General features: G+C 69.3%; 13 protein-coding genes. 10 read left to right on the top strand and 3 right to left on the bottom strand.

The features are described from left to right. Positions 1–2: 2 nt before the first annotated feature. A complete protein-coding gene (metF, locus tag BVIR_RS01895; RefSeq protein WP_055036185.1) occupies positions 3–911 on the bottom strand; it encodes a methylenetetrahydrofolate reductase [NAD(P)H] in 909 nt (302 codons plus the stop codon). Next, positions 912–1,910: an ArsR/SmtB family transcription factor gene (locus BVIR_RS01890; protein ID WP_055036184.1), complete on the bottom strand. Its 999-nt coding sequence runs from the start codon at positions 1,908–1,910 to the stop codon at positions 912–914. Between the two features lie 627 nt (positions 1,911–2,537). On the opposite strand from BVIR_RS01890, the gene BVIR_RS01885 reads away from it, so the two are divergent. The 6 genes from BVIR_RS01885 (at position 2,538) to BVIR_RS01860 (ending at position 6,354) form a co-directional block, all read left to right on the top strand. Next, complete coding sequence (locus tag BVIR_RS01885) at positions 2,538–3,491, top strand: hypothetical protein (RefSeq protein ID WP_145911898.1); 954 nt, start codon at positions 2,538–2,540, stop codon at positions 3,489–3,491. Positions 3,492–3,596: 105 nt separating this feature from the next. Beyond that, on the top strand, positions 3,597–4,055 hold the full coding sequence (gene tsaA, locus BVIR_RS01880) for a tRNA (N6-threonylcarbamoyladenosine(37)-N6)-methyltransferase TrmO (RefSeq protein ID WP_055038608.1): 459 nt from the start codon (positions 3,597–3,599) through the stop codon (positions 4,053–4,055). Further along, positions 4,052–4,375, top strand: coding sequence for a DUF2293 domain-containing protein (locus tag BVIR_RS01875; protein ID WP_055036182.1), 324 nt, complete (start codon positions 4,052–4,054; stop codon positions 4,373–4,375). Before tsaA ends, BVIR_RS01875 begins: the two co-directional genes overlap by 4 nt. Before the next feature lie 195 nt (positions 4,376–4,570). Continuing rightward, complete coding sequence (locus BVIR_RS01870; RefSeq protein ID WP_055038607.1) at positions 4,571–4,879, top strand: hypothetical protein; 309 nt, start codon at positions 4,571–4,573, stop codon at positions 4,877–4,879. A gap of 255 nt (positions 4,880–5,134) precedes the next feature. Further along, entirely contained in the window at positions 5,135–6,115 is a 981-nt protein-coding gene (gene prmB / locus BVIR_RS01865; protein WP_082416559.1) for a 50S ribosomal protein L3 N(5)-glutamine methyltransferase, read from the top strand. Beyond that, a complete protein-coding gene (locus tag BVIR_RS01860) occupies positions 6,112–6,354 on the top strand; it encodes a hypothetical protein (RefSeq protein WP_060832939.1) in 243 nt (80 codons plus the stop codon). The genes prmB and BVIR_RS01860 overlap by 4 nt, the downstream gene beginning before the upstream one ends. 161 nt (positions 6,355–6,515) lie before the next feature. On the opposite strand, the gene BVIR_RS01855 is transcribed toward BVIR_RS01860, so the two are convergent. Beyond that, positions 6,516–7,508: an AraC family transcriptional regulator gene (locus BVIR_RS01855; protein WP_055036180.1), complete on the bottom strand. Its 993-nt coding sequence runs from the start codon at positions 7,506–7,508 to the stop codon at positions 6,516–6,518. 159 nt (positions 7,509–7,667) lie between these two features. Here BVIR_RS01855 and BVIR_RS01850 point away from each other — a divergent pair, with 159 nt between their 5' ends. From BVIR_RS01850 to BVIR_RS01835, 4 genes are all read left to right on the top strand, one after another. Beyond that, entirely contained in the window at positions 7,668–9,368 is a 1,701-nt protein-coding gene (locus tag BVIR_RS01850; protein ID WP_055036179.1) for an acyl-CoA synthetase, read from the top strand. Between the two features lie 17 nt (positions 9,369–9,385). Continuing rightward, a complete protein-coding gene (locus tag BVIR_RS01845; RefSeq protein WP_055036178.1) occupies positions 9,386–10,153 on the top strand; it encodes a 3-hydroxyacyl-CoA dehydrogenase in 768 nt (255 codons plus the stop codon). A gap of 47 nt (positions 10,154–10,200) precedes the next feature. Then, positions 10,201–11,391, top strand: a complete 1,191-nt coding sequence (locus tag BVIR_RS01840) for an acetyl-CoA C-acyltransferase (protein ID WP_055036177.1) — start codon at positions 10,201–10,203, stop codon at positions 11,389–11,391. 327 nt (positions 11,392–11,718) lie between these two features. After that, positions 11,719–12,654 carry an IS110 family RNA-guided transposase gene (locus tag BVIR_RS01835; RefSeq protein ID WP_055036118.1) on the top strand — a complete coding sequence of 312 codons (936 nt, stop codon included), beginning with the start codon at positions 11,719–11,721 and terminating at the stop codon, positions 12,652–12,654. The last annotated feature ends 78 nt before the right edge of the window (positions 12,655–12,732 follow it).

Here is a 12,732-nt window from a genome sequence, read left to right as displayed (position 1 = left end):
GCTCACGCCGCCGCCTGCGCCGCCTCGGGCCGGAGGCCAAGCAGGTGACAAACGGCATAGACCAGGTCGGCCCGGTTCATGGTGTAGAAGTGGAACTCGGTAACGCCGTGGTCGACCAGGTCCAGCACCTGCTCGGCCGCCACCGCCGCGGCGATGAGCTGGCGGGTCTTGGCGTCGTCGTCGAGCCCCTCGAACCGCCGCGCCAGCCAGCCCGGCATCTCGGTGCCGCAGCGCTCGGCGAAGCTCTTGGCCTGCTTGAAGTTCAGCACCGGCAGGATGCCCGGCACGATCGGGATCGAGATGCCGCGCGCCGCAACCAGATCGCGATAGCGCAGGAAATGGGCGTTGTCGAAGAAGAACTGGCTGATGGCGCGGCCGGCACCGGCGTCGATCTTGGCCTTGAGCACGTCGAGGTCGAGGTCGATCGAGCCGCTCTCGGGATGCTTCTCGGGATAGGCCGACACCGACACCTCGAAGTCGGCGATCCGCTTGATGCCGGCGACGAGGTCGGCCGAACAGCCGTAGCCGCCGGGGTGGGGCTCGTAGCGGCTACCGGGACCGGCCGGCGGGTCGCCGCGCAGCGCCACGATGTGGCGGACTCCGGCCGCCCAATAGTCGCCGATCACGGCGTCGATCTCATCGCAGGTGGCGGCAACGCAGGTGAGGTGCGCCGCCGGCTTGAGCAAGGTGTCATCGACGATGCGCTTGACGATGGCGTGGGTGCGGGCGCGGGTCGAACCGCCAGCGCCATACGTCACCGAGACAAAGTCGGGGCCAAGCGGTGCCAAACGCGTGATGGACTCCCACAGCTGCAGGTCCATCTCCGCGGTCTTGGGCGGGAAGAACTCGAACGAGACTTTGATGCCCGGCCCGCCGGTGAACCGCGACGGGCGTGAGGACGAACCGGTCATCTAGGCAACCTCCCGGCGCGAAGTTTCGGAGCGGGCGGTGCGCCGATCGTGTCCGACCCACAAAAGAACGGTAAGCTTGTCGTCCGCGCCGCCCGGCGGCTGGAGCGCGCGCTCGGGCTCGACCTCGAGGCCGGCCGCGGCCATCCAGCCGGCCACCTCCTCGGGCGCGAAGCCCAGCCGGCGGTGGCCGAACTCGGCGCGCAGAAACTCGTGGCCGTGCGGCGCAAAGTCGACGACCAGCAGCCGCCCGCCCGGCGCGACCAGCGCCGCCGCCTGGCGCAGTGCCCCGGCCGGATCGTCGAGATAGTGCAGCACCCGGTGCACCACCACGAGGTCGAACGCGGCGGGACCGAACGGCGGCGCGAACACATCGCCTTGGCGCAGCTCGACATTTCGCTGGCCCGCCTTCTCCAGGTTGGCCCGCGCGATCGCCAGCATGGCGTGGCTGGCGTCGAGCCCGACGGCGCGGCGCACCTTCGGCGCCAATAACTGCAGCATGCGGCCGGTTCCAGTGCCGAGATCGAGCAGGGTGTCGGCCTGCCGCGCACCGACCGCCTCCACCACCGCCTGCTCGACGGCGTCCTCGGAGACGTGCAGCGAGCGGATGCGGTCCCACTCCGGGGCGAGGCGGGCGAAATGGGCCAGCGCCGCGGCGGCGCGCGCCGCCCGTACCTCGGTCAGCCGCGCGCGGTCGCGCACCACCACCGGATCGGCCGGATCGACCAGGCCGAGCAGCGCGTCGGCGGCCCGCGCGCCGGGACCGCGGCCGGCCTTGCGGTAGAACGCCCAGGCGCCTTCGCGGAAGCGGTCGACCAGGCCGGCCTCGGCCAGCAGCTTGAGATGGCGGGAAATGCGGGGCTGGGACTGGCGCAGGATATCGACCAGTTCCGTCACCGTCAGTTCGGCCTCGGCGAGCAGCACGAGCAGACGCAGCCGCGTCGCCTCGCCGGCCGCCTTGAGGCCGTCGAGCGCCTGCTGAAAGGACAGAGTGTCGGCCATCACCGCTCCCAAAAAGACATAAACATATCTTTATGCGAGGTAGCCCGGATGTCAAGGTGCCGCGGCACCGCCAGCCGATGCCGCACCCCGAGTGGCGGCCGGCGCCGCGCGAAATCACGGTTAAACCCACGTCGCGTTACCGTATTTCGCCGTCCGCGACCGTCAGCGTCATACCACCTTCAAGCGACCTTGCCACACTCGGTCCTGCTGGGAGGCACCCTGGGCGATCCCCGTTCGGATGCCTCTGGAGACGGCGATGCACAACATCCTGATCGTTGCACGGGCCTGTTTCGGGCATCGCGTCGACATTGAGGCAATCGGGCGCTTCAATGCGTCGGTTCGGCGCTGGCTGCGCGGTCTGGCGATTCGCTGACGGTGCCCGCGCCCGGTCGCATCCGACCACCGCGCCGACATTCCAGCTCCACCCTTCAGCCACCGGGACTACGTGCGAACACCTGCGAATTGCGGCGGGTCGGCACCCGAACTGTTGCGTATCGGCAACATTTATCGGCAAACTTGGCGAATCGTTCGCATTATCGCCTCCGCATGTCCCCCTGCCGTTGCTGAGGATTCGGCGGCGCGGTAAAATGTAATACTATAACAGTTCCAAGCAGGGGATTCAGTTTGATGGGCATTCGGGGAACGGCGATTCTGATGGCGGCAGCGGCGATGCTGCCGGTTACGGCGCAGGCGGCAGATTTGCGGGCGAAGGCGCCGGTGGCGGCAGCCGAACCGCAGCTCTGCAAGGAGGTGACCGAGGTCAATCCGGACATTTTCGGCTTCTCCAGTGGCACCGACGTGGCGACCCCCGGCTCGCTCGCCCTCGGCCTCGAGTACGGCGGCGCGTTCGGCACCCGCAGCGGCTCGCTCACCGGCTCGGAAGGCAAGGTGCAGCTGTCGTTCGGCTTCGTGCCCTGCATCGAGCTCGGCCCCTCCATCAGCTTCGGCATGGAACACGCCACCACCGCGTTTAGCCCCGAGGACGCCAAGAGCGAGGCGATCGGCGGCGCCATCGAGGCCAAGTTCAAGCTGCTCGGCCGCGCCCAGGCCGGCGTCGGCATGACGTTGGTGTTCGAGCCGGGCTGGGGCCGGGTGCGCGACCGCAACCACATCTTCGACGACGGCGGCAACCTGTATCGCGACAGCAACAGCCACGACGAGACCAGCCTCGCCTCCAAGATTCTGTTCGACACCGTACTGATCCCCGACCGGCTGTTCCTCGCCCTCAACTTCGTGCACGAGGCGGCTTGGGTCGACGTCACCCCGAGCGAAGAGGAGTCGACCTTCATCACCTCGGCGGCGCTGACCCTGCAGGCGTCGGAGAACTTCTTCATCGGCGTGGAAGGCAGCTACCGCCACGCCTATGCCGGCGCCTGGTTCGACGAGGCGCAGGGCGACGCGTGGTTCGTCGGCCCGACCTTCCTGTGGTCGATCTCCGAGAACGTGGCACTGTCGGGCGCGTTGGCGGTGCAGGTCGCCGGCAGCGAGAAGTCGTCCGAGGACTACCTCGGCATGGGCGACATCAACCTCGCCGACTTCAACCAGTACGAAGCCAAGCTCAAGCTCGGCATCTCGTTCTGAGGGTCCGACCGACACCGGGACCGGGGATTTCGTGATTGACGAAACCCCTCTTGCCGAACCGGCCGCGAGCGGCGAGCCTTCGTCGCCCGCGACGGTGTGATGGCGATGACTGAAGGACCCGGCCCCCGCGAGGGGGAAATTGCAATCGATCTGCCGGCGTCGTTCGACGCCGGCATTTATTTTGTCGGCCGAATCCACACGCCGTTCGCCAGTCGCGCCGACTGTCCGCGCAGCGGCTCCGACAGCGACGCCATCTGCACCGTCGAGGTGTTCGAACGCTACGCCGCCGCCCTGCGCGGCATCGAGGCGGCGTCCCACCTTCACGTGCTCTATTGGATGCACCTGTCGCCGCGCACCGTGCTGGTGCAGCGGCCGCGCCACCGGCCCGAGCTGCGCGGCGCTTTCGCCCTGCGCTCGCCGGTGCGGCCGAACCCGATCGCCCTGTCGCTCTGCCCGCTGCTCGCGGTCGACGGCCGCATCCTCACCGTGCGCGGGCTCGGCTGCGTCGACGGCACCGCGCTGCTCGACATCAAACCCCATCACCGCGACCGGGCTGCGCCATGACCGCCGGTACCAAGCGCCAGCGCACGCTGCGCAAAGCGCTGCGCGAGCTTCTGCCGCTGGTGCCGCTCGCCGACGCCGAGGCGATCTTCCAGCGCGCACTGTCGGCGCCGGGGCTGCGCGGCCTGCCGCCAACCATCGCGGTGTGGCTCGCCGCGACCTCGCATATCCGTCACCGTTACACCGACTATGACGCGCTGCTGGCCGACGGCTACGACCGCGACGCCGCAAGGTATTTCGTCGCCGACCCGACCAATGAAACCTTGACGACGTGGGGCGCGACCCGGCTGGTCGACCCGCTGGATGAGGACGGCGCGGATTAACCGACGGTTATCCGCCGTGACAATGCCCAGGCGTGCCGCAACGCCTCGCCGCGGCAACACCACCGGCGCCGCAGGAACACCGCGTCGCGGCCGGAGCTTCGCCGACGTTTTGTCGTAATCTCTGGGCAAGACTCCGGGACTAGATTGAATCGCCCCCCGGGGATGGTCCCCGCTTTGGAGCGTGAGGAGATCGCCATGAAGTGTGCGTTCACGACGCTCGCCTGCGCGGGGTTGGTCGCTGCCACGACCGCCCTCGCCCCGGCCCCCGCCCAAGCCCGCGACCGCGGCGGCGCCGTCGCCGCCGGTGCGATATTCGGGCTCGCCGCCGGCGCCATGCTCGGCGCTGCGGCCGCCAACGCCGCGCCGACCTATTATTACGCCGATCCGCCGCGCCGGGTGTATTACGACGACCCGATCGATGAGCCGCCCTGTTACGTCGCCAAGCGCCGGGTGTGGGTGGAAGGCTACGGCTGGACCGTGCGCCGCATCGAGGTGTGCGAGTAGGCCGCCGCCCGCGAGGCTGCGCGAGGTCCGGCCTGACAGCCCAGAGAGTTTGCCGGCCCGATCGGCCGGCCACCTTATGGCGAAAGGCTTGGCGATCGATCTAAGGCGTTGGAGACGCCGGCCCTTGGGCCGGCGTTCGCATGTAAAATCCGCGGCCGAAACGTCCCGCCGTGTCTTGCCGTTGGCAGGATGGCCGATCGCAGCGCTAGCCACCATCTTTGCCTTGCGCCCGGCTGGTTTGGACGGTATCGGGCAATGGTCACCGACAGAACCGCTGCAAAAATCGTGTCCGAACACTCCGACGCCGACCAAATCGCCGCCGCCGCCGACGATCTTCTGACCGTGCGCGATCTGCTGCGCTACGCCGTCAGCCGTTTCAATGCGGCCCCGCTGGTGTTCGGCCACGGCACCGGCACCGCGCTCGACGAGGCGGCGTTCCTGATTCTCGAATCGCTTCGCCTGCCGATCGACGACATCTCGCCCTGGCTCGACGCCCGCCTGACCCGGAGCGAACGAGCCCGCCTGCTCGGCCTGATCGAGACGCGCGTGTCGACGCGCACGCCGGCGCCTTATCTCGTCGGCCGCACCTATATCCAGGGCGTGCCGTTCGCGGTCGATCCGCGGGTGATCATCCCGCGCTCTTTCATCGGCGAGTTGTTGTTCCGGCAGGACCTGTTCGGCCCCGACGGCGCCCTCATCGCCGACGTTGACGCGGTCGAGCGCGTGCTCGACCTCTGCACCGGCTCGGGCTGCCTCGCCATCCTCGCCGCCCACCTCTTTCCCAACGCCATCATCGACGCGGTGGAACTGTCGCCCGAGGCTGCCGAGGTCGCCGCGCAGAACATCGAGGGCAGCGGCTTTGCCGACCGCATCGCGCTCCACCGCGGCGACCTGTTCGCGCCGGTGAACAGCCAGAGCTACGACCTGATCCTGACCAACCCGCCTTATGTCGACGCCGAGGGCATGGCGAGCCTGCCGCTGGAAGCGCTGCACGAGCCGCGTCTCGCCCTCGACGGCGGCAGCGACGGCCTGGACGTGGTGCGGCGGATCATCGATCAGGCCGCCGATTTCCTCACCGCAAGCGGCGCGCTGATGTGCGAGGTCGGCCGCGGCCGCACCGCGGTCGAAGCGGCCTATCCCGACCTCGCGCTGTTGTGGCTCGACACCGAGACCAGCGAGGGCGAGGTGTTCTGGGCGAGAGCCGAGGATCTTGCCGCCCGCGGCCCTCGGTCGTGACGCTGCGATTGGCGCTGGTTGCACCGCTGGCGCTCCTCGCCGCCACCGCCGTTGCCGACGACGATCCCGATATGCGCGGGCTGCAGACGTCGGGGCGCGACGTCCGCGCCAGCGGCTGCGTGGCGCGGGTCATCGCCCAACACACCCCGCCGCGCGAGGGCGAGCGCAGCGACGCGGCCCGCCGCCGCCTTGAGCGGCTCGGCGCCGCCGTCTACGCCCGCTGCGGATTGCCGAAGTAATATCAGCAGCCGCCGCAGCGGATGCCATATGGCGCACCGTTACCACCGCTTCGTTGCGGCCAAGCGGACCATTGGCGGGTTCCGCGACGGTGGCAGCCGGTCTGCAAACGTACATTCTTGCATTTCATACGAAATCCGCCCGGCCCGAGCGACGTTTCGCATCACCCCGCCCGCGCCTCGCGGCGGAAGGCGCCGGGGCTTTTCGCCATCCATTTGCGAAAGGCGCGGTGGAAGGCGCTGGGCTCGGCGAAGCCGAGGTCGGCGGCAATGTCGCCGACCGCCTTCTCGTTCTCCGCCAGCCAGCGGATCGCCAGCGCACGCCGGATCTCGTCCTTGATGGTCTGGTAGGTCTGGCCCTCGGCCCGAAGGCGACGGCGCAAGGTGGAGGCCGGTATCCGCATCTGTTTCGCCAGCGCCTCGAAACTCGGCCACGCCGTCGGCGGCCGCGCCCGAAGCGTGGTGCGAACGGCGCCGGTGAGCGCGGCGTCGTGGCGGTAGCGCACCAGAATGTTGGCCGGCGCTCCGCGCAGAAACTCGCGCAGCGCCCGCTCGGTGCGGGCGGTGCGCAGCTTGAGAAAACCCGCATCGAACGCCAGTGCGCTTTCGGCCTGGCTGAACCGCACCGGCGCGCCGAAGAACAAGCGGTAGTCGGCGGCGAACGCCGGCGGCCCGCAGGCGAAATCGACCCGGCGCAGCGGCAGGCGGCGGCCCACCAGCCAGCAGGCGACGCCGTGCACCAGGATCCAGAAGGTGCGATAGGCGAAAGCAGAGCGCGGCGACCCGCGGTCGTGGAGCACGATGGTGGCGATGCCATCGTCCACCACCAGGTCGCCGCGCGGATCGTCGAGCGTCACCCGCAGGAACCGCAGCATGCGCCGCAACGCCTGCTCCAACGTGCCGGCGTGGACCACGGCATGGCACAGCAGCGTGAACGAGCCCGGCCGCATCGGCCGCCCGCCGAGGCCGAAAAACTCGTCATCCATCGCCGCTGCGGCCGCCAGCCATAACGCGCCGTACTGCTCAGCCGACACCCGCTCGCGCACCACCTCCGGCAGGCCGACCGAGGCCAGCACCGGCCCCGGCGAGATGTCCGAGCGCCTGAGGCAGTCCACCGCCTCGTCGACGAACATGGGCGAAATCGTCCGCCGCTCCATCGCTGGCTCGCCGCGCTGACATGGCAAAATCGACCACGAACTTAGGTCACTTTGGTCCTGGATTGCCACAGAATTCCACCGTTCAATCGGCTTCGGTGAAACCAACCCGATTGAGCCGCCCGCATAAAATCAATCAAAAAGGGCAAGGGAAGAAGCACGATGAGCACTGAGACGGGCCGTCCGGCCACCGGGATCGAAGACTACGCCGAGGCGGCGGCGGCCTTCCGCCGCGAGCACCTCGAACGCCTGTTCGACGGCAACTTCGCCACCGGCATCAACGTCTGCGTCGAATGCTGCGACCGTCATGTCGCCTCCGGCGGCGTCGCGCTCGCCTGGGAAAGCCACGACGGCCGCTCCGCCAGCTACACCTTCGCGGAGATGAAGGAGTTGTCGGCACGCGTCGCCAACCTGCTGGTCGAGCGGGGCGTCAAGCCCGGCGACGCGGTGGCCGGCATGCTGCCGCGCACGCCCGAACTGCTGGCCACCATTCTCGGCACCTGGCGCGCCGGCGCGGTCTACCAGCCGCTGTTCACCGCGTTCGGCCCCAAGGCGATCGAGCACCGCCTGAAGATGAGCGGTGCCAAGCTGGTGGTCACCGACCTCGCCAACCGCGCCAAGCTGGCCGACATCGCCGACTGCCCGCCTGTGGCGGTGGTCACCCGCCCCGGCGACAGCGTGCCGCTCGGCGACATCGATTTCCGCGCCGAAATCGCGGCGAAGTCGGCCGCGTTCGAGCCGGTGCTGCGCAAGGGCACCGACCTGTTCCTGATGATGTCGACCTCCGGCACCACCGGCTTGCCCAAGGGCGTGCCGGTGCCGCTCGACGCGCTGCCGGCGTTCTATGCCTATATGCGCGACGCGGTCGACCTGCGGCCGGACGACATCTTCTGGAACATCGCCGATCCGGGCTGGGCCTACGGCCTCTATTACGCCGTTACCGGGCCGCTGCTGCTCGGCCACGCCACCACCTTCTACGAGGGGCCGTTCAACGCCGAAAGCACCTACGGCGTGATCAAGCGCCGCGGCATCACCAACCTCGCCGGCGCCCCGACCGCCTATCGCCTGCTGATCGCGGCGGGGCCGGCCCCAGCCGCGCCGGTGAAGGGCCAGCTTCGCGCGGTGAGCAGTGCCGGCGAGCCGCTGAACCCGGAGGTGATCCGCTGGTTCCGCGAGCACCTCGACGCGCCGATCTATGACCATTACGGCCAGACCGAGCTCGGGATGGTGGTGAACAACCACCACCGCCTGCGCCACCCTGTGCACCCCGGCTCGGCCGGCCTCGCCATGCCCGGCTACCGCGTCGCGGTGCTGGACGAGCACAGCCGCGAGCTTCCGCCCAACGTCCCCGGCGTCCTGGCCGTCGACATCGCCCGCTCGCCGCTGCTGTGGTTCGGCGGCTATTGGCAGCAGGAGACCCCGGCGATCGCCGGCGGCTATTACCGCACCGGCGACACCGTGGAGCTGGAGCCCGACGGCTCGATCAGCTTCGTCGGCCGGGCCGACGACGTCATCACCTCGTCGGGCTACCGCATCGGTCCGTTCGACGTCGAAAGCGCGCTGATCGAGCACCCTACGGTGATCGAGGCGGCGGTGATCGGCAAGCCCGACCCCGAGCGCACCGAGATCGTCAAGGCCTATGTGGTGCTGACCGCCGACGTCGAGCCGACCGAGCACCTCGCCGAGGAATTGCGCCAATATGTCAAGACGCGCCTGTCCGCTCACGCTTACCCGCGCGAGATCGAGTTCGTCGAGCAACTGCCCAAGACACCGAGCGGCAAGCTTCAGCGTTTCGTGCTGAGAAAGCGCGAGGTCGAACAGGCCAAGGAGGCCGCCACTCACGCCGGCGACAGCGCGGCTTGAGCAGCGAAAACAAAGCCATGAACATTCAAGATCGTGTCTTTCTCGTCACCGGCGCCGGGTCCGGGCTCGGCGCCGCAAGCGCCCGCGCCCTGGTCGGTGCCGGTGCCAAGGTGGTCGGCCTCGACCTCAACCAGGCCGCCGGCGCCGCGCTCGAAGCGGAGTTCGGCCCGAGCTTTCGCTTTCTTGCCGCCGACGTCACCAAGCCCGAGGACGGCGCCACCGCGGTGGCGCTGGCGCTTGAGGCGTTCGGCCACCTCCACGGCCTCGTCAACTGCGCCGGGGTCGCGCCGAGCGAGCGGGTTGTCGGCCGCGAGGGTCCGCACAAGCTGGAGAGCTTCGCCCGCGCCATCAACATCAACTTGATCGGCACCTTCAACATGATCCGTCTCGCCGCAGACGCCATCGCCAAGCAGGCGCCGGACGGCGAGGGTGAGCGCGGCGTCATCGTCAACACCGCGTCGGTGGCGGCGTTCGACGGCCAGATCGGCCAGGCCGCCTACGCCGCGTCCAAGGGCGGCGTCGCGGCGCTGACGCTGCCGGTGGCGCGCGAACTTGCACGCCTCGGCATCCGCGTGGTGGCGATCGCGCCCGGCATCTTCGAAACGCCGATGATGGCCGGCATGCCGCAGGAGGTGCAGGACGCGCTGGGCAAGAGCGTGCCGTTTCCGCCCCGCATGGGCCGGCCCGCCGAGTTCGCCGCGCTGGTGCGGCACATCTGCGAGAACACCATGCTCAACGGCGAGGTGATCCGGCTCGACGGCGCGCTGCGGATGGCCGCGCGCTGACCCTCGAAACGAACCAATAGAAAAATCCGAGTCTCGGGAGGACTTTCATGACCGCTCACGATCCCGTCGTCATCGTCGGCTCTGCGCGCACGCCGATGGGCGGCTTCCAGGGCGAGCTGAAGGACGCCACCGCCCCCCAACTCGGCGCGGCCGCCATCAAGGCCGCGGTCGAGCGCGCCGGCCTCAAGCACGACGCCATCGACGAGGTGCTGTTCGGCTGCGTGCTTCCCGCCGGCCAGGGCCAGGCCCCGGCCCGGCAGGCGGCGCTCGGCGCCGGCCTGCCGCTGGCGGCAGGCTGCACCACCGTCAACAAGATGTGCGGCTCGGGCATGAAGGCGGCCATGCTGGCCAACGATCTTCTTCTCGCCGGCAGCGCGTCGGTGGCGGTGGCCGGCGGCATGGAGAGCATGACCAACGCGCCCTATCTGCTCGACCGCGCCCGGTCGGGCTATCGCATGGGCCACGGCCGGGTGCTCGACCACATGTTCCTCGACGGGCTGGAAGACGCCTACGACAAGGGCCGACTGATGGGCACCTTCGCCGAGGATTGTGCTGAGAGCTATCAGTTCAGCCGCGAGGTGCAGGACCACTTCGCCATCTCCTCGCTCACCCGCGCCCAGGCCGCGATCACCGACGGCACCTTCGCCCGCGAGGTGGCGCCGGTGACGGTGAAGGTGGGCAAGGCCGAGCGCACCGTGGCCACCGACGAGCAGCCGCTGAAGGCCAGGCTCGACAAGATCCCGACGCTGAAGCCGGCGTTTCGCGACGGCGGCACGGTGACCGCGGCCAACTCCTCCTCGATCTCCGACGGCGCCGCCGCCCTGGTGCTGATGCGCCGCTCGGAGGCCGAGAAGCGCGGCCTCGCGCCGCTGGCTGCCGTCGTCGGCCACACCACCTTCGCCCACGCGCCGAACCTGTTCCCGACCGCGCCGGTCGGCGCCATGCGCGCGCTGTCGGAGCGCACCGGCTGGGACCTCGCCGGCGTCGACCTGTTCGAGATCAACGAGGCGTTCGCGGTGGTGGTGCTGGCGGCGATGCACGATCTTGGCCTGCCGCACGACAAGGTCAACGTCCATGGCGGCGCCTGCGCGCTCGGCCACCCGATCGGCGCCTCCGGCGCACGCATCCTGGTGACGCTGCTGGCGGCGCTGGAGACGTACAACCTCAAGCGCGGCGTCGCCGCGGTGTGCATCGGCGGTGGCGAAGCCACCGCCGTGGCCATCGAGCGGCTGAGCTGAACCTGCAACCCTGTTGGGTCGATTGATCGGCTCGAAACCCGGCCGAACGGGAGCAGCGTTCTTCCCCTCTCCCCTTGCGGGAGAGGGTGGCGAGACCGAGCTAAGCGAGGTCGAGCCGGGTGAGGGGTAACTTCAAGCCGGCTCGATTTCACCCCTTGTAACTTGAATGCGCCGCGATCGGGTAAGCTACCGGGTGCGGTGACGGGTGGGAGCCCGCAAACCCCTGGGTCGTCCGAGACCGTGGGTGAGATCGGCGCCCCACCCGTCGTTCCTTCGAACCCGGACAGTCGCCAGGGCCGCACGAGCTCGCTTCGGCAAGGTCGGGTCATGTCGGAACAGATCACCGTCGGTATCGATGTCTCCAAGGATCGCCTCGATGTCCATGTCCGCCCCCTGGGCGAGGCGTTTGCCGTCCCGCGCGACGGCGAAGGCCTCGCCAATCTCTGCCACCGCCTGACGGCGCTCGCCCCCGCCCTCGTCGCCCTGGAGGCGACCGGCGGCTTTGAGGCGGTCGTCACCGCAGCGCTGGTTGCGGCCGGCCTGCCGGTGGTGGTGGTCAACCCCGCCCAGGTGCGTGCGTTTGCCCGCGCCCTCGGCAAGCGCGCCAAGACCGATCCGATCGACGCCGCGGTGATCGCCCACTTCGCCGCGGCCACCGCGCCGGAGGTGCGGCCGATGCCCGACGAGGCGACGCGCCGTCTCGCCGCGCTGATGGCCCGCCGCCGGCAGATCGTCGAGATGATGGGCGCAGAGCGCCAGCGCCTGCGCCATACCGCCGTCGCGCGCGTGCGCCAATCGATCGAGCGCCTCATCCAGGCCCTCGAAAAGGAACTCGCCGAGATCGACCGCGACATCGACACCGCCGTCCGCAGCTCGCCCGCCTGGCGCGAGGCCGAGGACCTTTTGTCCTCCGTTCCCGGCGTCGGGCCAATCGTGGCGCGCTCGCTCCTCGCCGAGCTGCCCGAGCTGGGAACGCTCGACCGCAAGAAGATCGCCGCCCTCGCCGGGCTCGCCCCCTTCACCCGCCAGTCCGGGTCCTGGAAGGGGCGCAGCTTCATCGGCGGCGGTCGCTCGACCGTCAGAACAGTGCTGTTCATGGCCGCGCTGGTCGCCAGCCGGTACAACCCCGTCCTGAAAACCTTCTACCGCCGCCTCCTCGACGCCGGAAAGCCCAAGATGCTCGCTCTCGTCGCCGTCGCCAGGCGCCTCCTCGTCATCCTCAACGCCATCCTCAGAGACAAACAGCCATGGCGAACCGCTTGACCAGAAAGACAGTCGCTCACCCGCCTCGCGATCTTTACGATCGCTCGGCACCCTCTCCCGCAAGGGGAGAGGGAAGAC

It is taken from the genome of Blastochloris viridis, assembly GCF_001402875.1.
Taxonomy (GTDB): Bacteria; Pseudomonadota; Alphaproteobacteria; order Rhizobiales; family Xanthobacteraceae; genus Blastochloris; species Blastochloris viridis.
Note: the sequence above shows the minus strand (reverse complement) of the source record. Positions and strands in the feature narration are given on the sequence as shown.

What these genes read in the sequence shown, in the direction of transcription:
- prmB (WP_082416559.1), top strand. Translation starts at nt 5,135, where the DNA reads ATGGTCACCGACAGAACCGCTGCAAAAATCGTGTCCGAACACTCCGAC.
- BVIR_RS01855 (WP_055036180.1), bottom strand. Translation starts at nt 7,508, where the DNA reads ATGGAGCGGCGGACGATTTCGCCCATGTTCGTCGACGAGGCGGTGGAC.
- metF (WP_055036185.1), bottom strand. Translation starts at nt 911, where the DNA reads ATGACCGGTTCGTCCTCACGCCCGTCGCGGTTCACCGGCGGGCCGGGC.
- BVIR_RS01870 (WP_055038607.1), top strand. Translation starts at nt 4,571, where the DNA reads ATGAAGTGTGCGTTCACGACGCTCGCCTGCGCGGGGTTGGTCGCTGCC.
- BVIR_RS01835 (WP_055036118.1), top strand. Translation starts at nt 11,719, where the DNA reads ATGTCGGAACAGATCACCGTCGGTATCGATGTCTCCAAGGATCGCCTC.
- BVIR_RS01875 (WP_055036182.1), top strand. Translation starts at nt 4,052, where the DNA reads ATGACCGCCGGTACCAAGCGCCAGCGCACGCTGCGCAAAGCGCTGCGC.
- BVIR_RS01890 (WP_055036184.1), bottom strand. Translation starts at nt 1,910, where the DNA reads ATGGCCGACACTCTGTCCTTTCAGCAGGCGCTCGACGGCCTCAAGGCG.
- BVIR_RS01885 (WP_145911898.1), top strand. Translation starts at nt 2,538, where the DNA reads ATGGGCATTCGGGGAACGGCGATTCTGATGGCGGCAGCGGCGATGCTG.
- tsaA (WP_055038608.1), top strand. Translation starts at nt 3,597, where the DNA reads ATGACTGAAGGACCCGGCCCCCGCGAGGGGGAAATTGCAATCGATCTG.
- BVIR_RS01845 (WP_055036178.1), top strand. Translation starts at nt 9,386, where the DNA reads ATGAACATTCAAGATCGTGTCTTTCTCGTCACCGGCGCCGGGTCCGGG.
- BVIR_RS01850 (WP_055036179.1), top strand. Translation starts at nt 7,668, where the DNA reads ATGAGCACTGAGACGGGCCGTCCGGCCACCGGGATCGAAGACTACGCC.
- BVIR_RS01840 (WP_055036177.1), top strand. Translation starts at nt 10,201, where the DNA reads ATGACCGCTCACGATCCCGTCGTCATCGTCGGCTCTGCGCGCACGCCG.